This is a genomic window from Zestosphaera sp. (assembly GCA_038727705.1).
GTDB lineage: Archaea > Thermoproteota > Thermoprotei_A > Sulfolobales > NBVN01 > Zestomicrobium.
Genome location: JAVYVJ010000004.1, coordinates 17475 through 38413 on the forward strand (window position 1 = coordinate 17475; position 20939 = coordinate 38413).

A 20939-nucleotide genomic window follows, 5' to 3' on the forward strand; every position below is an offset into this window, starting at 1 on the left:
CAAGCCCAGAGAGCCAAATGAAGAAGCCAGTCAAGATAGCCATCGCTACAATCCTTGTTATATCCCTAACAATCCTTGCAGGTCTCTCAGAAGCCAAGAAGCCCGAGTCACAGATCCCAAGGCTTGAGGCACTAAACATCACGGTTTACCCCCAGTGGCTAAAGCTTAGACAAACCCAGGCAAACATGTCAAGCTTCAGCTTCACCTTCGAGAGCACAGCTACTGAACCAATGAGCCTCCAAAACGTCACAGTCCTCCTCTCTTCTCCGCAGGGCATCAAAGTGGAAAACATCTCCCTTATTCTGGGAATTAATGGCACCCGACTGGTGCTCCCAGCTGTTTTCTCAGAGAGAAATCACACCATCATCCTGATGGCTAGCGGGATAAACCTAACGGTTCCAGCCAGAAAACAAATCGAAATAAAGATAGCATACATCCCCGAAGTCGATGCATCAGTACTCACAAGCAAAACAGCCAACATGACATGTACACTCCTACTCGACGGCTACAAGCTAACAAACACCATTAACCTGTGGACAAACGCGTCTCTAAAGACGGTGGCCAAAGGCCAGGGAACACAAATAAACATCTATACAAATGTCACGCTAACCGGAAACAATTCTCTCATACTCAGAGCTACAACAGAAAACCCCCTAGCCCTCTGCATAACAGGAGCAGACATACTTGTAGCCACTAATCCTGCAAGCAAGGACTTTTCCCTGACACAAGACGGCAACTGCCTCAAAATAACTGGCGCAGGCAGGCTACCACAGACAATCAATGTCCAAGCCCAACTAAAAGTCCAGAAACAAGACTCACCGATAGCTACGATAAGCATGCAACTAAAGGTGGGAAACAGAACAATAACAGTGAAACAAACAACAACAGAGGCCGGCAAGATATTATCTATACGTAAACCCTACATTATACCATACATCCTCACACTAACCACGCCAGAACCAATCAACGGGACCCTCACACTCATAATAGGAGAAACAACGAGACAAACAAGGCTCACAATGGGAAAAGCCACCCTAATACTCCCAGAAGCCTTCTGGCCAATACTGACCCCAATACCAATACAAGCAACAGAAATAACGCTTGACGGCTCCCAGACAACCTTCTACGCTGTCCAGGACCAGCCAGAAACAATAATCCCCGGAATAGCAACCTTAGCACTGGTTGCCATAATTGCTCTTGCCACGGGATTTATCTTGTATAGAGAAAGGAAAAGAAACAAGAAGAAAAATCCTCCACCAATCACTGAATTTATAGAAGAGATAGAGATAAGCTAGACATATGGGTAGGAATAATAACAATGTTATCATTAATAAAAACAAAGTTATTACATGAAATCTCTTTTTAAAATATAAGAATAACAAACTTATTATCAATAATAACATTGTTATAACAAAAAATCTACAGTTCAAAAGCCGCAAAACTTGGCACATAGGACACACATGCTTACATCAACTTTAAAAGGATAGTTCACCCACAAAAATTAGGAGTGAGATGCTGTCAAAAGAAGAAAAACTCAGATTTCTCAACACACTGCGAGAAGACGAAGAATTTAGACTAGCGGTAGCTGGGCTCCTCGGCTTAAACACTATACTCGAAGAGCTGAAAAAGCTCCGGCAAGACTTCCAAGCCCACTTAGAACTAGAAGAAAAAAGATGGGAAGAAAACAGAAAACGATGGGAGGAGAACAATAAAAGATGGGAAGAGAACGACAAGAAATGGGAGCAAGTTTTCAAAAAACTCGAAGAACACAGCAAGATACTAGAGCAACACAGCGAAATCCTAGAGCAACATAGCAAAATACTTGAAGAGCAAAGAAAGCTCTTAGAAGAGCATAGGAAAGTCCTGGAGGAACACACAAAGATTCTACAGCAACACAGCAAAATGCTGGAGGAGCACTCTCGGCAAATCCAAGAGCAAGGTAAATCACTAGCAGAGCTCAAAGTTGTTATAGGCTCCATGGGGAGAAGGTGGGGTTCAGACCTAGAACGCACAGTGCTAGAGATCTATAGGCAAGCACTCGAGACAAAGGGAATCAAGCCTGAAAACGTAGCCAAATTTACCTATGAAGACGTCGAGGGCAAATATTACCGGAGAGGCGCAAAAATAGAGGTAGACATCTATATGCACAACGACACAACCATACTCATAGAGGTCAAATCGAGGGCGGAGCTAGAAGACGTCGAATGGTTCCTCGACAAGGCAGGAATAGTGGAGAAGATCATCGGCAGAAAAGCAGACAAGCTCATCATCGTCGCTGTAAACATAGACAAGGACGCATATGAGAGGGCCCAAGCCCTAGGCATAGACGTAGTCGCTGGTGCAGTAATCGAGTAGGTCCCGGGAAGGTTTTCCCACAGCCTATAGAAGTGTTTAAAAGTAATTGTCTTGCTGTGCAACAAATATATAGAACCTTTATGAGTGAGTTTATGTGCCTAGACCACGATTGCTCGAGCTCCACCTGACGGTTCTCGTGGACGATTATTCCGGCATGACAAGGCTACTTGCAGAGCACGGCCTAAGCATCCATGTCAAAGCAGTCTACGACAATGGGGAAACATATAGGCTCCTCTTTGACACTGGCCAGACAGGAGAAGTATTGCTCAGGAATGCACAGGGGCTAAAAATACTGCTCGAAGACATCGATGCAGTTGTCCTCTCTCATAGGCACTACGACCACGCCGGCGGCTTGCCCCAAATACTAGACAAGATCAAAGCCAAGCCTCTAGTCGCACACCCAGACGTCGTAAAGCCCAGCTACTCCTCGCGAGAAGGCTTCATGCGCTTCAACCTGGCCCTCACTAGCACCCAGTGGGAAAAAATAATCACCAGCCTAGAGCCAGTCCTAACCAGGAAGCCCCTCGAGCTAGCTCCAGACATATGGTTCCTAGGAGAAATACCCAGGACCAGCGACAACTCCTACGCAACCAGGGGGTTCTATACACAGGAAGCCGGGGAAGTAGTCCCAGACAAGCTACTGGACGACACGGGCATAGCCATAAAGCTCCAAGACACGGCAATAGTAATAGCTGGATGCAGCCACTCAGGAATAGCGAACATAGCCCGACAAGCAAAACAACTAACAGGAGCACAGCAAATAGCCATAATAGGCGGACTGCACACGGGCCAAGCCACAGACCAAGAACTAGAGACAATAACAAGGGAACTCGCCTCGCTCAATACCACCGAAGTCCACGCAGGCCACTGCACAGGGCTCAGAGGAGAAATAGCCCTCCACAACCAATGGAAACAATCGCTGCACAGGATCCACAGCGGCTACACAGCCATCTTTAAGCTACAAGAGAGAGAAAAATAAAACCAGACCCCTTTACATACCAAAAATGCCCTTCGAGACAACTTCTGAAGATGCACGGTATTAACTTAAATCTCCAGAGCAAATCCCCCAGAAGCTTTATTTTGATATGTTTCCACGTCTCAGAGAAAAGGTAGCCCATTCGCCTTGCTAAGTTTAAAATACTACTTTTTGTTAAAAGTAATTGAGAAGTTTGAGGTTCAGCGTAGTTATTGAAAAAGACGAGGATGGTTACTATGTCGCCTACGTCCCAGAGCTACCCGGCTGTCACACGCAGGCTAAAACCCTAGACGAGCTCCTGGAAAGGGTCAAGGAAGCCATCGAACTTTATCTTGAAGTTGAGGGGTCATCTGTGGAAATGGGAAGAGAACTCGTCAGCATACAGTTCATTGAGGTCGGTGTTAGTGAGCTTAAGACCCGTTCCAGCCGATAAGGTCATAAAGGTTCTTATGAAAGTAGGCTTTAAACCAGTAAGGCAAAAAGGGGGCCACATTATTCTTAAACATGAGGACGGAAGAGTAACCGTAATACTTGTCCATAAAGGCGAGGAGATCGGTAGAGGCTTACTCACTCGGATTATTAAAGAAGCAGGTCTAACAAGGGAAGAGTTGCTCAAATTATTTTAGGAAACCTAAACCTATAAAAATATACATGCCAACATCTCTTGAGACATCGTCCAAAACTATTTATACATGACAAAGTTACTTTACTATGTGTATAAATGGATTTTTCCCATTGCAATTCTTATTGTATGCATAGGTGTCTTTGGAGCCCTACTCTACATGCTGGGAAGAGCCTCCAATGTTCCCGAAAAACATGCTGGCAACGAGTCTCGGGAGTATGCCGGGTATGTGCGCCTAGTTGTCCTCGTAGATAACAATCCCTACAAGGAAGGCCTAGAGACGGCGTGGGGCCTCGCAGTCTATCTCGAGACCGGTCAGACCAAGCTGCTCTTCGACACGGGGCCGGACCCCGGCGTACTCGAGAGAAACGCCGAGAAGCTAGGAATAGACCTAAGCAAGATAGACTTCATAGTTATCAGCCACCCGCACGGGGACCATACAGGGGGCCTGAAGCTCCTTTCTTCTATTAAGCCCGGGCTCCGAGTATATATACCGCCAGACCGAAGCCTCAAAAACTATGTCCAAAGCCTCGGCCTAGAGCCCATACAGGTAAACAGCACTGTCGAGGTGGCGAAGGGGGTATTCGTCGTCGAGCCCCTTTATGGACCACCCGTCGAGGAGGCGCTCGCCGTCAAGACCAGCAAGGGACTAGCCATACTGGTCGGCTGCAGCCACCCCGGGGTTGTGAACCTCGTTAACCAGGCAGTTAGAGACCTAGGCATGAAGCCATACCTCGTGCTCGGGGGATTCCACATGTTCGGGGCACCTCTCCAGGATATTAAAGAAGTCGCTTCACGACTAGTGGAAATTGGGGCCGAGTAGATCTACCCTATACACTGTAGCGGCGACACAATCAGGAACTACCTCGCAAACAGCTACAAGGACAAATACGGCGACGGGGGAGCAGGGCTAGAAATCGATATACAAGGATAGCTCGACATAAAACCAGCTTCAAAGGTATGAATCCTTGGATTTAACAGGATTAAATAGTTAGTTTCGTTATATATTGGGAAGATATAACCAGGAGAGAATATGCATGATCTAAGAGTTTCTAGGAGATTTGTAAGCCATGTTATAAAAAGACACAAGGATTGGATAGAAATGTTAGGGCTAGAGACAGGGGAGGAAATTACTAATTTTATAAGGCAAGTCCTTAAGAACCCTGACAAAATTTATAAAGATAAAATCAGAGACGACGTCACATATCTTCTTAAAAGGCTAGATTCATACTTTCTTTGCGTAGTTGTTGTTGGAAAAATTGCTGTAACAGCATACCTTATAAGCCAAGAAAAATATGATAAATATAGGAAAAATAGATGGGTGGAGAGGTGAATAGAAAATGGGAATAGCTTCTCTCTTAGAGCTTGATTTGAAAAAAATACTAGACCTCATTGAGAGGAAGTACAACATTAAATTGCCAAAGAAGGTTATAGAGGTCTACCTAGACGACACCCATGACCTGCTATTTGTAAGGTTCAAAGAGCCCCAAGGAATAGAGGCCGGCGAACCCCTCCCAACAAGGACCATAGCAACGATATTTATCGAAGAGAAAACAGGCGAAATAACCGCCCTCGAAATAGTAGGATTAAGCGACCTACTAGAAGAGCTAGCAATGGCATAGCTTTTTTCTCCTCAGAGTCAGCACACGAGGTTTTCAAGATACTACAAAATACTAACCTAAAACCTTACTTTTTGGGTGCCTACCCTGCCATATTTCCTTTTTCCCCGGAGCTCACATTTAACCCAGGTATATTCCCTCAAAAACCATCGGTCTCATGTTATGGGACATCCAAAATGAAATGAAAAAATTTATAGTCTAGACTATAATAGTTTTAACTATATTATGAAACATCTAATTGACAGGAGGGAAGAGCTTAAGGCCCTTGATGAGTGGTATAACAAGGGAAGAGTAGCCCTTATATTTGGAAGGAGGCGAGTCGGAAAAACCAGGCTCGTCCTAGAGTTCATAAAGAATAAGAGAGCTGTCTATCTCCTAGCCGCGGATTCGACCCTCGAATACAACCTTGCAAAGTTTTCCGAGGAATTGTCAGAGAGATTCAGCGTTCCAGGCTTGAGGTTCAGAGACTTCGAGGAGCTTTTCCGCTTCATCGAGGGCAGAAGCGACGTAGACATAGTAGTCATAGACGAGTTCGGGTACCTAGTAAAGGCGGGGGCTCTTCCACAGTTCCAACGCATCGTGGACATCATCCTTGACACAAAGAAACTAGTATTGACTGGCTCAACAATCTCAGCTATTGAGTCTAAACTCCTGGGATACAGGAGCCCACTCTATGGACGCCTAGACCTCGTAAAAAAGATCCAGCCACTCCGCTTCCACCACTTGTTCGAATGGTTCCCCGGCGCAACCTTTGACGGGGCAATAGCTGTCTACGGGGCCACGGGCGGGGTTCCACGCTACCTTGAATTCTTCTCGAAGTGTACAGGAGACGAAGTCGAAAAAGTAATGCTTAACCCCGACATATTGCCCTTCCGCGACGCGAAGCTCATAATAGAGGAGGAACTGCCCGAGCCGCACCGCTATTTCCAGATACTCGAGGCCATTGCAGGCGGCAGGACAAGGCTAAGCGAGATCTCACACGTTACAGGCATAGAGCCACACAAGCTACCATACTACCTAGGCGTCCTCAGGGACCTCGGCTACGTCTACTACGAAAAGCCCCTGCTCGAGGGCAAACGCGGCACATACAGGGTCAAGGAGCCTTATTTCGCCTTCTGGCTCAGGTTCATATACCCGTTCTACGAGGAGATAGAGTCGGGACTAAAGACACACGCCGAAACATATTTCCGGAAAAACTTCAACACGTACCTAGGCCAAGTCTTCGAACAAGTCGCAGGAGAACTAGTCCTCCAAAAAATCAAACACACGAGGGCAGGCCGGTGGTGGAAGGGAGACACAGAGATAGACCTCATAGCAATAGACGAGGAAACAGCCAAAGCCTACTTCATAGAATTCAAATACAGCTCCGACGTAGACCCAGAAACCGAGCTAGACAAGCTCAAAAAGAAGACAACACTATTCGGCTGGAAAAAAGACACAAGGAAAGAAGAATACATACTCGTCGCAAAATCATTCAAGGGACAGTCAAGCCAAGCCACAACAATAGACCAACAAAAACTCCACCAAATAGCACTAGAAACCCTAAACAACGAGAGAGAAAAATATTAACAAGCACCCGCTCGGCCTTATAAAGAGCACTTTAGGTTGGTCTCTAAAGAAACAATTAGCACACGCTATTAAATAGTAGAAGATATACAAAAGATGATGTTGTTTTACTTCTCGGGAAAAAATGTGGCAAGCTCCCAAGGAATAGATCTGGAACTGACCACCTTAAATATATATCAGAGTGATGATTATAGAAAATAGAGAGTGGTCAAATGATGGAGCTAAGCGAGCTCAAAACAAAGATACTAGCCCTGCTCAAAACAGACGAAGAATTCCGCTACGCAGTAGCAGGCATGATTGGCTACGACGAGATACTAAAAAGACTCCAGAAACACGACGAGAAGTTTGAAGAAATAGTCTCTATACTTAATAGGCACGAGGAGATACTTGCAAGACACGAAGAGAAATTCAAAGAAATACTGGCACAGCTCAAAGAAATCCGGGAATCCCAAAGCAGGCTAGAAAACCGCGTTAACTCTTTAGACAACCGTGTAGACTCTCTAGAAAAAGGCGTAAACTCCTTAGATAAACGTGTGGATTCTCTAGAGAAACGGATAGACTCTTTGGAGAAAAGTGTAAACTCCTTAGAGAAAAAAGTCGACTCTTTAGATAAACGTGTAGGCTCCTTAGAGGAACGCGTCGATTCATTGGCAAGCGCGATGATAGCAGGCTTCGCCGAGCTAAGCAAGTTCGCAGGCATAACCTTTGAAGAATTCGTAAGAAAATTCCTAACAGCAAGCCTCCAAAAGTCAGGCCAGATACCCCAGGGATTAGAGCTCACAAGAAAAGTCATAGACAGCGAAGAAATAGACATCTTCCTAGAAGACCCCCTCATAGTTGGCGAAGTAACAGCACACGCAGATACACCCCAGGAAGCCGACAAGCTCCTCAAAAAAGCAGAACTAGCAAAAACAAGGTACGCAAAGGAGCCCAAAAAAATACTAGTAATCCTCACAGCCAAAAGAGACGTAGCCCAAGAAATACAGAGAAAAGCAAAAGAGAAAAACATAGAACTAATAATAGGAAGAATAATAGACTAGCCCCAAAAGCCCTAAGCTCCCTCAACACGACGACATATCAAAATCTAAAAAGCCCTGAGAAAATCTCTAAAACTTTTATCTTTTAAGTCCCCTAATGAACTTCTTTCGCTGACAGAACCACTGTATTCTTACCCTTAATCCAATGGAAAGAAAGCTTTTTGACTATATGCTGAAGTAATAAAAGGGATTCATGGACAGATCAACTCGTACCATACTTGGGGCGATCGACCTTCTTCGTCCTGGAAACTGCCTAATAATCGGTTTCGCCGCCCTAGTGGGCTACACGATTGGAGGAGGAAGCGACCCCTTAAAAGCGTCTCTACTGTTTCTGGGCGCCGCCATGCTTGGAGCCTGGGGGAACATTATAAACGACTTTTTCGACTTGGAGGTCGACAAGGTAAATAAGCCTTGGAGACCGTTGGCCAGAGGCATAATCACTCCACGGCAAGGTCTAACATTAGGGCTTCTTCTCGCCTCCCTTGGGATCGCCTCAAGCATATCCGTGTCACTGGTGTGCGGGGCCCTAGCAGTAGCTAGTTTCCTCTTACTTTTCATTTACTCGTGGAGAGCCAAGAGTAGTGGTCTCCCAGGAAATATCCTAGTATCTCTCCTTTCTGCCCTAAACATCATTTATGGAGGAGTTGCATCTCCAAAACCACAGCTATCAATTCTCCCAAGCATCTACGCATTCACGATTATTCTTGGACGAGAACTCGCGAAAAGCCTAGAAGACATAAAGGGCGACGCCGAGGCCGGCATAAAGACAATAGCCGTCCAACATGGTCCCAGGACGGCCATACAGGCGAGCGGAGCTGTCCTTCTAGCCCTTGTAGCAATAAGCCCCCTCCCGGCACTCTTCCTCGGCTACAGCACGAGATACCTCGCCCTCGCCCTTCTAGGCGTAGACCTGCCGATACTCTACTCACTACGACTGCTATGGAGGAACCCAGTAGCCAATGCATGGAGAGCCACCAGGATACTGAAAATCCCCCTATTTATGGGTCTACTCGCATTCCTCCTCGGGTGAAACCATGAAAAGCGAAGTCTCAGCAGAGCTCAAGAGGAAAAGCATACATGTAATACCAGGCTTCCTAGCATACCCAGTAATCATCTGGATAGGCAGGCTAGCGGGGGTCATCATCTCTGCATTCTTCCTCCTACTCTACACCCTCAACGAGATATCCCTAAGGAAAGGCCTCAACATTAAAGTCCCAATAGCATACGACACCTACAAGATAATGGCCCGCCCAGAAGAAAGACAAGGCAGATACTTCACAGGCACAATCTACTTCTGGCTCCTAACCCTCATCACAATAATCCTCCTAGAACCCCGTCGCGCAGTAGCGGCAATAATGATATCAAGCCTCGGAGACGCGGCCGCCGCGATAACAGGAAAAGCAATAGATGGACCAAGATGGCCATTCAACAAGAGAAAGACACTTTCCGGATCCCTAGCAATGCTAGCTACAAGCATATCTTCCTGCCTCATAGTTGGCCTACAGCTCCCAACCTCACTCCTAGCGTCACTGACAGCTACAGCCATTGAAGCCTCTACCAGAACCTCTGTACTAGACGAGCTCACAGTCCCCCTGGCACTACTCCTAATCCTACTATTCTCCCCATAAACCCATCTCACACCTCTCTGCAACTAATTTTCGTAAAAACCACTGCGACCCTTGATTAAGGTTAAGTAAGACCTAGAGAAATTCAATTGAGAAAAATAACTAGTGGATGTTTATAATCATTTAATACATCCCGAGAAAAGTCAGCGTCTATATAGATGCAATCACCTTTAAAAGGCATTTAGAGAAAGCCTTAATTTGGAAAATCAAAAAGCCTAATCCCTAGCCAGCTTTTTAAGTCTGAAAGCAATTTATAATGTTAGAATATGGCAGTTGTGGTCCCCAGGAGGATCGCTGAGGAGCTCCAGAAGAGAGGCATCGACGCAGAGTCACTCATAATTGACTATCTTGCAAGGCTACTACAACTAGACCCCGAAGCAACGGCCCAGTCCCACCTCGAACTAGCATTAAGATATCTAGAAGAGGGAAAAAGGCTCATAGAGAAAGATCCCGCCCAGTCAAGCGAAAAACTCTACAAAGCGGCAGAAGAGTCCGTCAAAGCCCTTGCAACATACCTTAACCTCAAAGAAATCCTCGAAGACGTCGAGAAAAATGGAAGATGGAGCATTGCTAGACTCGAAAAAGCCGTAGTAAAAATCTCACAGAAACTAGGATCCCAGTTCAGGTCATGGTGGGACACCGCATGGGCATTACACGTCTGGGGCTTCCACGAGGCAAAACTTGACACAGAAGACGTAAGAATGAGACTCCTTGACATCGAGAGCATAGTTCTGGAGGCACAAAAAATAATCGAGGGTGACAAGCAAACTACGAAACCAATGCGCAGAAACCAGTAAAGAGTCTAAAATAACTAAATCACATAGATAGCGCACTCCAACATGCCACCACACGAAAAGACCACACAAAGACACTTTCAAAATCTAAATACACAAATTTGGGTTTTGTTCTTTTAGGTAGATTTTAATAACTGTGCGAACCACTTGAACCATAGGTTTCATTCCGTGGATGTTTTCGAGAGAATCAAGAAGCAGTTCAGCCTAGTGGAGGAACTCGTAGAAGAGATGGAAACAGAAAACAGTTATAGGGGACTAGAGAGGCTAATCCAGCTAACCATACAGGCCCCTCTCGATCTTGGTCTAATGGTAATTTCTGCTCTGGGACGCCAGAGGCCTAGAGCATATTCCGAGATAGGCTACATTTTGAGGGATCTCGGGATCCTAGATGAAGAGGACGCCTCCAAGCTGAGGTCTATGGCTGGTCTAAGAAACATCCTTGTACGTGCCTATGCAGACGTTGGCAGGGAAAAGGTATCTACCTTTGCAGAGAGGCTCAAAACAGATGCTCCAAGAATAGCTTCCATAATAATGAGACGCCTCGAAACCAAGCCCATAGACCCCCTAAGCGAAGACACGGACTCGCTAGTGGAAAAGCTGAGGCAAGTGTTGAAGGGCAGAGTTGCCATTGCCCTCCTCTACGGCGGCAGGACAAAGGGCTACATACTAAAAGGAGACTACGACATAGCAGTCCTCATGGAGCCACGATGCGATCTCTACAAGCTCGGAGAGCTAGCCGTAGACATAGCCGAGGCACTCGGAGTCCCCGAAGAAAAGGTAGACATCGTCTGCCTCGATTCCCTGTCCCCAGAACACGCCTTAGAGGCTCTAGACGGGAAGCCAATAATCGTGGAAAGCCCTGCCCAACTATTCGAGTTAAAGCACAGGGTCATGATCCAGCTACTAGACCTCGAAGAAGACATGAAAACTATCGAAAACTTAGTTACAAAATAGTTCTTTTCTCCACTTTTCCTCCTAAAGCTTGGCTTTTCACAAAAGAATTCACACTTCGCCTCTCACAACTTACCCAAGGATAAGCTACACCTTAGCCACTTCTCCAAAAGCTTCCAGGGTGCGCGCGCTCCATCGATACATATATGTCTCAGAGGACAAAAAACAGGGTAAGACTAAACCTATGAATGAAGCCACCTAGAAAAAATTTATAATTTCCTAAATAGTTTCAGCTTGTATGCCGTCCTCTACCTCTGCGCCTGTGCCTCCAACGCTTTCTCAGATCCAAATCACGCCTAGCCTCGTTTCCGCCGCCTACAAGCGTTCGCTGAGGTTCGGAGCCTTCTGGAGGCTCAGGCCGGAGGAGAGGGCAATCCTCCTTTTGGCTAGGAGGCTTAAAGCTATTAAAAGCCCGGCCCTACGCGAGGCTATACTCAGGATCCTCGAGAAAGTCTGGCCCTCCAAGGCAACAATGATAAAGGCCTATGAGGAGGGCCTAAAACTATTAGCCAAAAAGATCCAGCTGGCGCTCGCTATTGGAGCTGTACAAGTAGCTGAAGCCCTTAGGAGGGCGACCCATGGCATAGTCCTGGCGCTAGGTTACTCCTATCAAAACACACCCCTATTCTACAGAGGTTAAGCATGGGGGTAAAGAGATAAAGTTCACTGCACATGCCGAAGAAAAGCTCAAACGATTAAAGAACCTAGGAGTTACAAAGGAGAAAATACTAAAAGTCCTTAGCAATCGGGGTACTCAAAGATATTCTCGAGGAAATCATCAAAGCCCCAAAAAGAGAAATTGTAGAAATAACTTAGAACGAGACCATCACATCTGAAGAACCATAACGCCCTTTGGATTCCCAATTTCTACGCGCTGTCTTCATCAAGATCGACACCAGTAGAATCAGCTTTGGCACGTCCAAACGCAGAATTCTTAAAAACCAGCCAAACAAACTAAACACAAAGTGTCCAAATTGATAGAGTCAATCACAATCAAAAACCTAAGAGGAATCAAGCAATGCACAGTAAACAACCTAACAGACATAAATATCTTTATAGGTAAAAACGGCGCAGGCAAATCCACAATACTAGAAGCAATCTACCTCGCCTCGTCCTGGGCAGAGCCAGAAGACCAAATAAGAGACATGCCAAAACACGAATATGTCATATCAAGGAGAGGTGGCAGAGGAAAATGGACAACTTACAAACATACACTCTGGTTCAACAAAAAAACCGATGAAGAGATCGAGATAAACTTCAACTTCAAATCCCAAAACAAACCAAACGAGTTGATATTTAAGCTTCCATACATGTATAATCCTTCAAAAGTTGACTCTCCTGTATTAATTGAAGTTTCACGGCAGAGAATCCCTGAAATTGCTGAATACCACCACGCCCGAAAGCTATATCTCTCTAGCACCGGCGATGCATGGAACCCTAAAACAAAAACTAGCTACAAAACCAGCCTCAAGGAAAAAGTTCTTTCATTTGCCGCGGAAGAGATAACGTACCTTGAAAACGCAGTTCTACTCGATAACAGGTTCACGGTGAGCCAGCTCGAGCAAAAGGTGTGGGGAAAGATATTCGACAAGAGGCTTGACAAAGAAATACTAGAATTTATACGAGAGGAATACGAGCCCACAGCTGAAAGTATCCTCTATAAGCCAAGTGGTGAAGGCTTTGTACTCGCGTTCGCCCTGCCACAAACAACAGTAGAAATAGACTCTCTGGGAGACGGCGCAAGAATGGCGATACTATACGCGTCCCCCCTACTCCTAGCAAGCGACACAGCCGTCCTAATAGAAGACCCCGAGGCACACCAGCACCCCGGAGGCCTAGCTACATTCACGAGGTTCGCATTCAAAACGGCGAAAAAGCAACGCCTACAGCTGTTCATCACGACACATAGTATCGAGCTCTTAAACATCGCAAAAGAAATCTCAAAAGAGCTGGGCCTAGGCCTGAGAATCTATTACATGGAGAGAGGCAAAGACGGCTACGTAGACGTACGAGCCATAGAGGAGCCGGACCTTGAAACCCTCCAGAAAATAGGACTAGACCCAAGAATGCTCCACATACTATAAGCTATGCATATACTCCAGCTAAAGCCCCACCAGGAATCCTTCTACAAAGTGATACATGACAAGATTAAAGGCCTAGACGCAATCGTCCTATGCGAGGGCGCAAGCGACACAGAAGTAGCAAAAAAGATCCTCCGAAAAATAGAGAAAAAACTACCGAAAACCGACAAGCAGCCAGTTATCGCCTTCACAGACGCGGAGGGAAAAGAAAACATCCCACTCCTAGCCAGTGCCCTGCTCTTGCTCTCAAAACTCTCGAGAAAACTCAAGGCAATCGTTGTAATAATTGACGCGGACGAGGACACAGCTGAAAAAAGAACAAGAAGCCTAGTCGACAGCATACTCTCGCGCAAAGGAGACCTCCAGCTCCAGCTATCAGGCACCAAAAGAGACAACACGTCTAGCCAAGTCTTCATGTCCAACATACATGTAAACGGGAGAAAAATAAGACTCATAATCGCCGTAAACGGCGACCCAGGACTACGCTTAACCAAGCACACTCTTGAAGACCACTGCATTAACCTCATGGAACTATCCGTCCCAAAAGGAGCAACAAACGCCAAACAAATAGTCAACGACATAGCACTGTGTCTAGACAAAATAGACAAAACAGATCCACAAACAATATGCAGATCTTTTACACACATCTGCCGCGCACTAGAACTACTATACACAGAAACCACATAAACAACCCAGCCAAAACAAAACAATCAAAGAGCCCTGACGCGTCCCAGCAAGCAAACACATAGCGAAAGGCCTAAGAAAGGCCATCTCAAGACATACATAAAAGTCGCATGCCAACGGGTTCCCATATATGCGAAGAGTCAAGCTCCGACTCGCTGGTCTACTCGTCGAGTTCACAGACAGAGAAAAAGCGCTAGCCCAAGTCCAAGAGTGGGCTGAAAGAGGCACAATCCAGCCTATAGTCATTTTTGGCCCCGAGGGATGCGGCAAAACAGCGCTCCTACGCCAGGCCTCCCACGTACTTAAAGATGCCGGCTACACAGTCTTCCACCTCTACCCACTTGACCGAATATTCGAGGCAGACATCGAGGAGCCAGACATAAGGAAAGCCTTCCTAGACCTAGCCCAGAGAGCTCTCTCAGAAGACTCCCTTGGTAGGGTAGCCTGGGCAGTGTTCGACTTTATACGTGAAGCCCTCAAGAGAAAAAAGAGAAAGATCGCTGTCCTGGCGGACGACGTCTTCCAGGTCATTGGGGTTCAAAACGCCGCGGCATACGTCAAGGGGCTACTAAACATGATAGAGCACCCACTCTATGACTACGAAAACATCGTAGCAATTGTGGCGACAAGCGAAGGCGTTTCCAGGAGAGAGATAGCCAAGCATCTCTGGGCAAATCTAATGCCTATCTGGAACATGCCTAAAAACGGCTTCCAAGAACTCTACGAGAAACTACCCCACCCCAAGCCAGACTACGAGAAAGCATGGAGCCTGACAGGCGGCAACCCCAGGATACTCTCAATCCTCTACGAGAAAAAATGGGACTCCAACACAACTGTAGGCGAGCTCGCCTCAAAAAAGCGGCTAACAGCCTTTATACTCTCGCTAAACCCGCAAGAGCGGGAATGGCTAGCCGAGGCAACAGAGGACCCAGACAAACTCTTCACAAGAGAAAAGCTACCACTCCTCGACAAACTTGTTGACCTCAACCTCATCGTAGACACCCTGGCATCTAGAGACCCACAACTCTGGGTCGACCAGCCCCCACCAGAGAAAGACCCACAGCTAGGCATAGGCAGACACATTGCCTGGCAGACGCCCCTACACAGGGAAGCAGTCAAAAAAGCACTAGAAGAATTTGCACGGTGAAAACAGGATATGTTTCCAAATAGCCATGCTGACCCCTAATTAAATGGGGAAATAGACATGAAGTCGGAAAATGAAAGTTGATGCAAGAGGGAAACCCCATTGCATAGAAAGCTGAGTCATTCTCTGGACACTAGACATATAGCATCATCAGATGCAACAGGTTTTTTAAAATGTTGTAATACTTTACAGTATAGGGGTCAAGTGGAGGACTGAAAGAGTAGAATAACGGTAGACCCTGAAATACTGGTCAGAAAACCAATAATCAAGGGCACAAGAATACCTGTAGAGCTCATCCTAGACCTACTCGCAAACGGCTGGACAACCGAGGAAATCCTCGATAACTACCCCCAGCTCAAAAAGGAGGACATAACCGCGGCTTTAAGCGCGCGCACGCGCGATTATAAGTAAACGCGTGGAAAGAGGTAGGTAGGTGGAGGCAAGATGAGGGTAAACTACGACCCAGAAGCAGACATACTATACATAATAATCAGGGAGGGTCCAATAAAGGACACTGTAGAGGCGGACGACGACGTGTTAATTGAGATTGCAGAGGACGGAAACGTGGCTGGAATAGAGATATGGAATGCCTAGAAAAATCTCCTAGAACCAATCGTGAAAGTGTTCTCCGCAAAGATTAGAAAATCTCTTGAAGCAACTACGAGGCAGTAGACAATGGCTGAATTACATAGGAGCTTGTGCAATAGTTGCAGGGGCATGTCTATAGGCAGGTAGGCTTTGGAGAACCCCGTGAAAGATTTGGCTGAATTGCCTTCGCAGAAGCGTTAAAGAATGGATAGCACAGCGCCCCCATAGACGCTTGATGACAAGGAGGTCATAGCCGCACTATCGCTAATATTATACCTCGCCTCGAGCCAAAGATAACTGGTCCACAAAAGACGAGACTTTCTAGAGTATCCCCTTCGCCCCTCTATTCTAACCCGCGAAACGAATTATTCCTTCACATGCTTCTTCGAGTATGTCCGGAGAAAACGCTCTAGGGGCTTAGTGGCCATTCCTGGAGTTTTCTCATTTTTGGCTCGACGAAGACTATCTTGAAGACTAGGGCCCCGATTCTTAGCTTGGCGGCGTAGTCGAGGAGCTCTTTTCTGCCGGACACTGTGTATTCTTTTTCCATTATTTCGGCTATGTCCTCGAGCTCCCTTATGTCGTCCATGGTGAATGTGTCTGGGTCCTTGTTTAGTAGCTCTCTGAGCCTGTTCTCTACCTCTTTAGTGTAGTACTTCGACCTTGAGCCGGGGATCATTCCCCTGAGAGCGACTAGAAGCGTTAACGCCTCAGTCCTGCTTACTACGCCTTTTTCCTCCAGGACCTTCAATAGGAGCTCGTTGAAGCCGAAGATTCCCTTCTCGAGCTTGTCCAGCCTGGTACTTACGCCATCAATTTTACTGTCGACTTCACCAAGCTTGGCTTGCAGGCTCTTTGTTGTGGTCTCGAGAATCCCCAGTCTAGCGTATATATCCTTTACATCCTCCTCGATACCTGCCAGCCTGCTTTCCACGTTCCTTAACCTGGCGTCCATATTTTTCACCGTTGTCTCAACTCCTGTAAGCTTGTTTTCCACGCTCCCTAATCTAGTATTTATCTCCCTTACAGTATTCTCAACATCTGTAAGCCTCTTCTCCATGTTTTCCAACCTAGCTTCGTGGGCTTCCAGCCTTGTCTCCACGCCTTTAAGCCTGGAATCCATGCTCTTCACAGTTGTCTCGAGGCCCGCCAGCCTAGTATCATGGGCATCCAGCCTCGCTTCTACCTCTTTGAACCTAGCGTCAATTTTTCCAAACTGTTTTGCAAGCCAGTATCCTAGGCTGGCTGACGAAGAAGCTATCGAGAGTAGGATAACAGCCATGTTGATTACATCGTCCACGCCACGCCCCCTTAAATTATGGCTCCAAGGCTTATAAGGATTTCACACAGGAGGCCCGCAAAGCTGTAGGCAAATTTTGGCCATACCCTAGCAAAAGTATCGTAAATGAGACGACCCGCAATCTTAACTAGGAAAGGTCCTTGCCGAAAACAACGAATCGCGTTAAGGGAAGGGGCCAATATCTTTAAATTGGAAGGCCCCTGTCTACTTTCTACCAAAAATCTATAAACAAATATACTGAAAGCTGAAGAATCAAGCATTGTCGGTAGCCTTTAATTCAAAATATATGATTCACTAGATAGTGATAAAGGATTATGAGCCTGACGATTCCTAGAAGACTAGCTGAGGATCCCAAGAGGAGAAACCTGGACCCAGAGCCCCTTGTAGTCGATTTTCTAGTCAGTATGCTGGAACCCGACCCCCACGCAGCCGCAGAGTCCCACCTAGAACTAGCTGTGAGATACCTAGAAGAGGGAAAGAATCTCATCGACACGGACCCCGTCCAGGCCAGTGAAAAACTCTACAAGGTCGCGGAGGAGGCCGTCAAGGCGCTCACAACACACTTCAACTTAAAGGATATCCTTGAAGATGTAGAGAAGAGTGGAACCTGGAGCCTCGGGAAGCTCGAGAAGGCCGTTCTAAGCATATCCGACAAGGTGGGCGACTGGTTCAGATCCTCATGGGACACTGCGTGGGCGCTCCACGTCTGGGGCTTCCACGAGGCAAAATTCGACGCCGAAGATGTCAGGAGGAGGTTGCCGAGCATCGATAGAATGGTTACAGAAGCCCAGAGGATCGCCGAAAAGAAGTAGCGCGCGCCAAAAAGGTCTAGAAGCACGGAGCATTAAAGAGCTAGAGGCAAACAGACTCATCCCAGCGAAAAAACCAACAGCCAAAGCACAGCGCTCACTCTCCACAACCACGAGCCAACACCGGGGAGACGTAGAGCTACACGCAAACAAAACGGCCCTCCAGTACAGCGAGTCAACACACGCTTAAGCCTTCCTTATTAGCGCACGCTCTTACGTAAAACACACGTGAAAGCGCTTCAAGAATAGTCCTCCCATGCGAAAATACGCTGATAACACAAACACGTCGCCTACTCTATTATGCTTCCGCATATAACCTCTATACCCAGCTGTCTAGCCCTATCATAAGCCTCCTTATCAACGTTCACGGCGACCAAAAACACCCCGCTCACGCTCTTCGCCAAGTATTTCTCGACAGCCCTCACCTTCTCGTAAAGAGCCTCGACATGGTCCAGCTCAGCCCTAGACTTCACCTCCACCAAGTAGAGCTTCCCATCCCTAACAGAGACATCTATGTCAACAATCCTCCCCCTCACCCCAGTAATGCTCCCATCCCTATCCGTAAACCTCAGCTTTTCCACCTTGCCAGGCTCGATCCCCCTTTTTTCTAGCTCCTCCCTGAATATCTCAAGCACCATCCTCTCAAGATCCTCCCCCCACCCCCTTCCCATGCTCCCAATGGTAACCTCAACCCTCATACTTAACTTGTTGAAGTCCTCCCTAAGCTTCTTCATCTCAGCGTTAAAGTCTCCTCTCAGCTTACTCATCTCGGTGTTGAAGTCTTCCCTAAACTTCTTTATTTCGTTGACTACCTTGTTGAATTTCCTGTCATGCCTCTCCAGCCTCCTCAGGACATCGCCGTACCCAAGCTTCCCGGCTACCATCAGCCTGAACTCCCTATCCTCGTCTAGAAGCCTTAGAAACTCCCCCCTCAGGTTCACACGAAAAAATAGGATCGAGAGATACAAAAACACACCACTGATAGCAACCTTAAACCCTTCCGAAAGTTCCACTCGCCTATCACACCGCCTCAAACATCCAATACTGAAAACAAAGAAAAAGCCCCAACAAATCGGAGACCCCTCACACCTCCATGAATACACATACACCTCAGAGGACCATAATTACCATCAGAAGAGGCTTACATGATAACATCCCTTCCAAGAAAACTCAGCCACATGCAACAAATCAGGCAGAACGTGCCTCTGGGTCGACGAGCCACCACCCGAAAGGAACCTAGACCTCGGCATCGGCAAGCACATAGCCCAGCAAACAACAATACACAGAGAAGCGGTCAAAAAGGCGCTAGAGAATGCTGAGTAAAAAACCTGAAACCGTGCACACAGTGCCTAGAGCCTAGGCGCGCACTATTCCCAGGGACAGTGCCGTGGCTAGTGCTAGGAGGAGTTGCCAGCAGGTTTTTTCTCCTTTTCGTGAGCTCTTAGGCTATCGAGTTGCGTGCTAAAAGCATGGGATGTGAAGAGTCATCCACCTCAGTCATACTTATATATTGACTTACTGTAACATCTTGTTGGGCATGTCTATAGGCAGGCAGCTCTTAGAGGAGCTTAGGAGAGACGAGGAACTTAGGAGGAATTTGGCTGAGGAGCTCCTGCCCGAGGCCCTAAGACACAGAGACCTCAGAAAGGCAATGCTCCTAGCATTATCTAGAGAGATGGCCACAAAGGAGGACATAGAAGAGCTGAAATCCTACGTAGACGCGAGGATCAACGATGTAAATAGGAGGATAAGCGACCTCTACGTCGTCGTCAAGGCATCCCGGGTCGCCATCATAGCTACACTAATCTCAACAATACTTGTACCACTCATACTGAGAATCCTCTTCCACTCCTAACCACCGCTAACACTTATCCCTGCAAATCACATCAGTAAAGCCTAACAACGAAACCAGGCAACCTTCCCAGACCTCCCAACAGTGAATAGCCCCAAATAACAAAAAACTCTAGGCATGCAACGCTCTGCCCAGAGCAAGAACAAGGTGCACTATAGAGAGCAATAAAAGTTTCTATTCAATAATCGTATGGCTATTCGAAGAATTAAAACTTCGCATCATAGAAAAACTCAAAACATTTATTATTATGGCTTAGATATTTTCCCCTATGAAGGGCGTCGTTCTCCACGGGGGCCTAGGCACACGTCTCCGACCCCTAACGCACACAGGGCCCAAACAGCTTCTCCGTATTGCTGGAAAGCCTGTCTCACAGTGGGTCCTAGAAGACCTACGGGAAGCAGGAGTACGGGACGTCGCAATCATACTTGGAAACCTAGCTCCCGAGAGGGTCGTAGAGTACTATGGGGACGGCTCCTGGCTAGGCTTGAACCTCACCTACATCTACCAGGGATACCCCTACGGCCTTGCACACGCAGTATACCTTGCAAGGGACTTCGTGGGTGACGAGCCTTTCGTCGTCTACCTCGGGGACAACGTGATACTCGAGGGCATAACACACTTCGCCAAAAAGTTCGAGGAAACCGATGCAGAGGCAATGGTCCTCCTGACAGAGGTAGAGAACCCCCAGCGCTTCGGCGTAGCCAAGTTCCAGGACGGGAGGCTTGTAGGCTTCATCGAGAAGCCAAAGATACCGCCAAGCACCCTAGCACTCGTCGGCATATACTTCTTTAGGTCCCCAAAGGTCTTCGGGGTCATCGAGTCCCTAAGGCCGAGCTGGAGGGGCGAGCTAGAGATAACAGACGCGCTCCAGGGGCTCATCGATAGGGGACTCAAGGTCGAGTACGGCGTGATCAGGGGCTGGTGGAAAGACACGGG

Annotated in this window: 25 protein-coding genes; 23 read left to right on the plus strand and 2 right to left on the minus strand. The window is 47.1% G+C overall.

From position 1 onward, the window contains the following. Positions 1-17: 17 nt before the first annotated feature. The 20 genes from QW772_08445 (at position 18) to QW772_08540 (ending at position 16048) form a co-directional block, all read left to right on the plus strand. The gene (locus QW772_08445; protein MEM0038939.1) at positions 18-1295 is read left to right on the plus strand and encodes a hypothetical protein; all 1278 of its coding nucleotides are present in this window, start codon (positions 18-20) and stop codon (positions 1293-1295) included. A 217-nt stretch (positions 1296-1512) separates the two neighbouring features. Beyond that, a complete protein-coding gene (locus tag QW772_08450; protein MEM0038940.1) occupies positions 1513-2355 on the plus strand; it encodes a DUF3782 domain-containing protein in 843 nt (280 codons plus the stop codon). 109 nt (positions 2356-2464) lie between these two features. Then, the gene (locus QW772_08455; protein MEM0038941.1) at positions 2465-3334 is read left to right on the plus strand and encodes an MBL fold metallo-hydrolase; all 870 of its coding nucleotides are present in this window, start codon (positions 2465-2467) and stop codon (positions 3332-3334) included. Between the two features lie 181 nt (positions 3335-3515). Continuing rightward, a complete protein-coding gene (locus tag QW772_08460) occupies positions 3516-3764 on the plus strand; it encodes a type II toxin-antitoxin system HicB family antitoxin (protein ID MEM0038942.1) in 249 nt (82 codons plus the stop codon). After that, the gene (locus QW772_08465) at positions 3736-3957 is read left to right on the plus strand and encodes a type II toxin-antitoxin system HicA family toxin (GenBank protein ID MEM0038943.1); all 222 of its coding nucleotides are present in this window, start codon (positions 3736-3738) and stop codon (positions 3955-3957) included. Before QW772_08460 ends, QW772_08465 begins: the two co-directional genes overlap by 29 nt. Before the next feature lie 66 nt (positions 3958-4023). Then, positions 4024-4776, plus strand: a complete 753-nt coding sequence (locus tag QW772_08470; protein MEM0038944.1) for an MBL fold metallo-hydrolase — start codon at positions 4024-4026, stop codon at positions 4774-4776. A 210-nt stretch (positions 4777-4986) separates the two neighbouring features. Further along, positions 4987-5286 (plus strand): hypothetical protein, encoded by a 300-nt coding sequence (locus QW772_08475; protein MEM0038945.1) that lies wholly within the window; start codon positions 4987-4989, stop codon positions 5284-5286. Positions 5287-5293: 7 nt separating this feature from the next. Next, on the plus strand, positions 5294-5575 hold the full coding sequence (locus QW772_08480) for a hypothetical protein (GenBank protein MEM0038946.1): 282 nt from the start codon (positions 5294-5296) through the stop codon (positions 5573-5575). Between the two features lie 222 nt (positions 5576-5797). Further along, the gene (locus tag QW772_08485) at positions 5798-7141 is read left to right on the plus strand and encodes an ATP-binding protein (protein MEM0038947.1); all 1344 of its coding nucleotides are present in this window, start codon (positions 5798-5800) and stop codon (positions 7139-7141) included. Positions 7142-7353: 212 nt separating this feature from the next. Continuing rightward, positions 7354-8178, plus strand: a complete 825-nt coding sequence (locus QW772_08490; protein MEM0038948.1) for a hypothetical protein — start codon at positions 7354-7356, stop codon at positions 8176-8178. A gap of 190 nt (positions 8179-8368) precedes the next feature. Beyond that, complete coding sequence (locus QW772_08495; protein MEM0038949.1) at positions 8369-9205, plus strand: geranylgeranylglycerol-phosphate geranylgeranyltransferase; 837 nt, start codon at positions 8369-8371, stop codon at positions 9203-9205. Between the two features lie 4 nt (positions 9206-9209). After that, the gene (locus tag QW772_08500) at positions 9210-9803 is read left to right on the plus strand and encodes a hypothetical protein (protein MEM0038950.1); all 594 of its coding nucleotides are present in this window, start codon (positions 9210-9212) and stop codon (positions 9801-9803) included. 263 nt (positions 9804-10066) lie between these two features. Continuing rightward, positions 10067-10597 (plus strand): PaREP1 family protein, encoded by a 531-nt coding sequence (locus QW772_08505; protein ID MEM0038951.1) that lies wholly within the window; start codon positions 10067-10069, stop codon positions 10595-10597. A 165-nt stretch (positions 10598-10762) separates the two neighbouring features. Next, positions 10763-11548, plus strand: a complete 786-nt coding sequence (locus QW772_08510) for a HepT-like ribonuclease domain-containing protein (protein MEM0038952.1) — start codon at positions 10763-10765, stop codon at positions 11546-11548. 235 nt (positions 11549-11783) lie between these two features. Then, on the plus strand, positions 11784-12185 hold the full coding sequence (locus QW772_08515) for a hypothetical protein (GenBank protein ID MEM0038953.1): 402 nt from the start codon (positions 11784-11786) through the stop codon (positions 12183-12185). Between the two features lie 325 nt (positions 12186-12510). Further along, positions 12511-13629: an AAA family ATPase gene (locus tag QW772_08520; GenBank protein ID MEM0038954.1), complete on the plus strand. Its 1119-nt coding sequence runs from the start codon at positions 12511-12513 to the stop codon at positions 13627-13629. Between the two features lie 48 nt (positions 13630-13677). Further along, a complete protein-coding gene (locus QW772_08525; protein ID MEM0038955.1) occupies positions 13678-14313 on the plus strand; it encodes a DUF3226 domain-containing protein in 636 nt (211 codons plus the stop codon). A 127-nt stretch (positions 14314-14440) separates the two neighbouring features. Beyond that, on the plus strand, positions 14441-15457 hold the full coding sequence (locus tag QW772_08530) for an ATP-binding protein (GenBank protein MEM0038956.1): 1017 nt from the start codon (positions 14441-14443) through the stop codon (positions 15455-15457). Between the two features lie 222 nt (positions 15458-15679). Next, entirely contained in the window at positions 15680-15865 is a 186-nt protein-coding gene (locus QW772_08535) for a DUF433 domain-containing protein (GenBank protein MEM0038957.1), read from the plus strand. Positions 15866-15898: 33 nt separating this feature from the next. Next, complete coding sequence (locus tag QW772_08540) at positions 15899-16048, plus strand: DUF2283 domain-containing protein (GenBank protein ID MEM0038958.1); 150 nt, start codon at positions 15899-15901, stop codon at positions 16046-16048. Positions 16049-16451: 403 nt separating this feature from the next. Here QW772_08540 and QW772_08545 read toward each other — a convergent pair whose 3' ends face one another. After that, complete coding sequence (locus tag QW772_08545) at positions 16452-17342, minus strand: tropomyosin (GenBank protein MEM0038959.1); 891 nt, start codon at positions 17340-17342, stop codon at positions 16452-16454. A gap of 314 nt (positions 17343-17656) precedes the next feature. Between QW772_08545 and QW772_08550 the strand changes: the two genes are divergently transcribed. Next, positions 17657-18154, plus strand: coding sequence for a PaREP1 family protein (locus QW772_08550; protein ID MEM0038960.1), 498 nt, complete (start codon positions 17657-17659; stop codon positions 18152-18154). 287 nt (positions 18155-18441) lie between these two features. On the opposite strand, the gene QW772_08555 is transcribed toward QW772_08550, so the two are convergent. Continuing rightward, positions 18442-19119 carry a DUF3782 domain-containing protein gene (locus QW772_08555; protein ID MEM0038961.1) on the minus strand — a complete coding sequence of 226 codons (678 nt, stop codon included), beginning with the start codon at positions 19117-19119 and terminating at the stop codon, positions 18442-18444. A gap of 563 nt (positions 19120-19682) precedes the next feature. On the opposite strand from QW772_08555, the gene QW772_08560 reads away from it, so the two are divergent. Next, a complete protein-coding gene (locus QW772_08560) occupies positions 19683-20006 on the plus strand; it encodes a hypothetical protein (GenBank protein MEM0038962.1) in 324 nt (107 codons plus the stop codon). A 265-nt stretch (positions 20007-20271) separates the two neighbouring features. Beyond that, positions 20272-20939: sugar phosphate nucleotidyltransferase (locus tag QW772_08565; GenBank protein ID MEM0038963.1), on the plus strand; the 668-nt coding region annotated here is incomplete at its 3' end.

Excerpts from the sequence above, each read along its gene's own strand:
- QW772_08445 (MEM0038939.1), top strand. The coding sequence starts at position 18 with ATGAAGAAGCCAGTCAAGATAGCCATCGCTACAATCCTTGTTATATCC.
- QW772_08450 (MEM0038940.1), top strand. The coding sequence starts at position 1,513 with ATGCTGTCAAAAGAAGAAAAACTCAGATTTCTCAACACACTGCGAGAA.
- QW772_08470 (MEM0038944.1), top strand. The coding sequence starts at position 4,024 with ATGACAAAGTTACTTTACTATGTGTATAAATGGATTTTTCCCATTGCA.
- QW772_08475 (MEM0038945.1), top strand. The coding sequence starts at position 4,987 with ATGCATGATCTAAGAGTTTCTAGGAGATTTGTAAGCCATGTTATAAAA.
- QW772_08480 (MEM0038946.1), top strand. The coding sequence starts at position 5,294 with ATGGGAATAGCTTCTCTCTTAGAGCTTGATTTGAAAAAAATACTAGAC.
- QW772_08485 (MEM0038947.1), top strand. The coding sequence starts at position 5,798 with ATGAAACATCTAATTGACAGGAGGGAAGAGCTTAAGGCCCTTGATGAG.
- QW772_08490 (MEM0038948.1), top strand. The coding sequence starts at position 7,354 with ATGGAGCTAAGCGAGCTCAAAACAAAGATACTAGCCCTGCTCAAAACA.
- QW772_08495 (MEM0038949.1), top strand. The coding sequence starts at position 8,369 with ATGGACAGATCAACTCGTACCATACTTGGGGCGATCGACCTTCTTCGT.
- QW772_08500 (MEM0038950.1), top strand. The coding sequence starts at position 9,210 with ATGAAAAGCGAAGTCTCAGCAGAGCTCAAGAGGAAAAGCATACATGTA.
- QW772_08505 (MEM0038951.1), top strand. The coding sequence starts at position 10,067 with ATGGCAGTTGTGGTCCCCAGGAGGATCGCTGAGGAGCTCCAGAAGAGA.
- QW772_08515 (MEM0038953.1), top strand. The coding sequence starts at position 11,784 with ATGCCGTCCTCTACCTCTGCGCCTGTGCCTCCAACGCTTTCTCAGATC.
- QW772_08530 (MEM0038956.1), top strand. The coding sequence starts at position 14,441 with ATGCGAAGAGTCAAGCTCCGACTCGCTGGTCTACTCGTCGAGTTCACA.
- QW772_08540 (MEM0038958.1), top strand. The coding sequence starts at position 15,899 with ATGAGGGTAAACTACGACCCAGAAGCAGACATACTATACATAATAATC.
- QW772_08550 (MEM0038960.1), top strand. The coding sequence starts at position 17,657 with ATGAGCCTGACGATTCCTAGAAGACTAGCTGAGGATCCCAAGAGGAGA.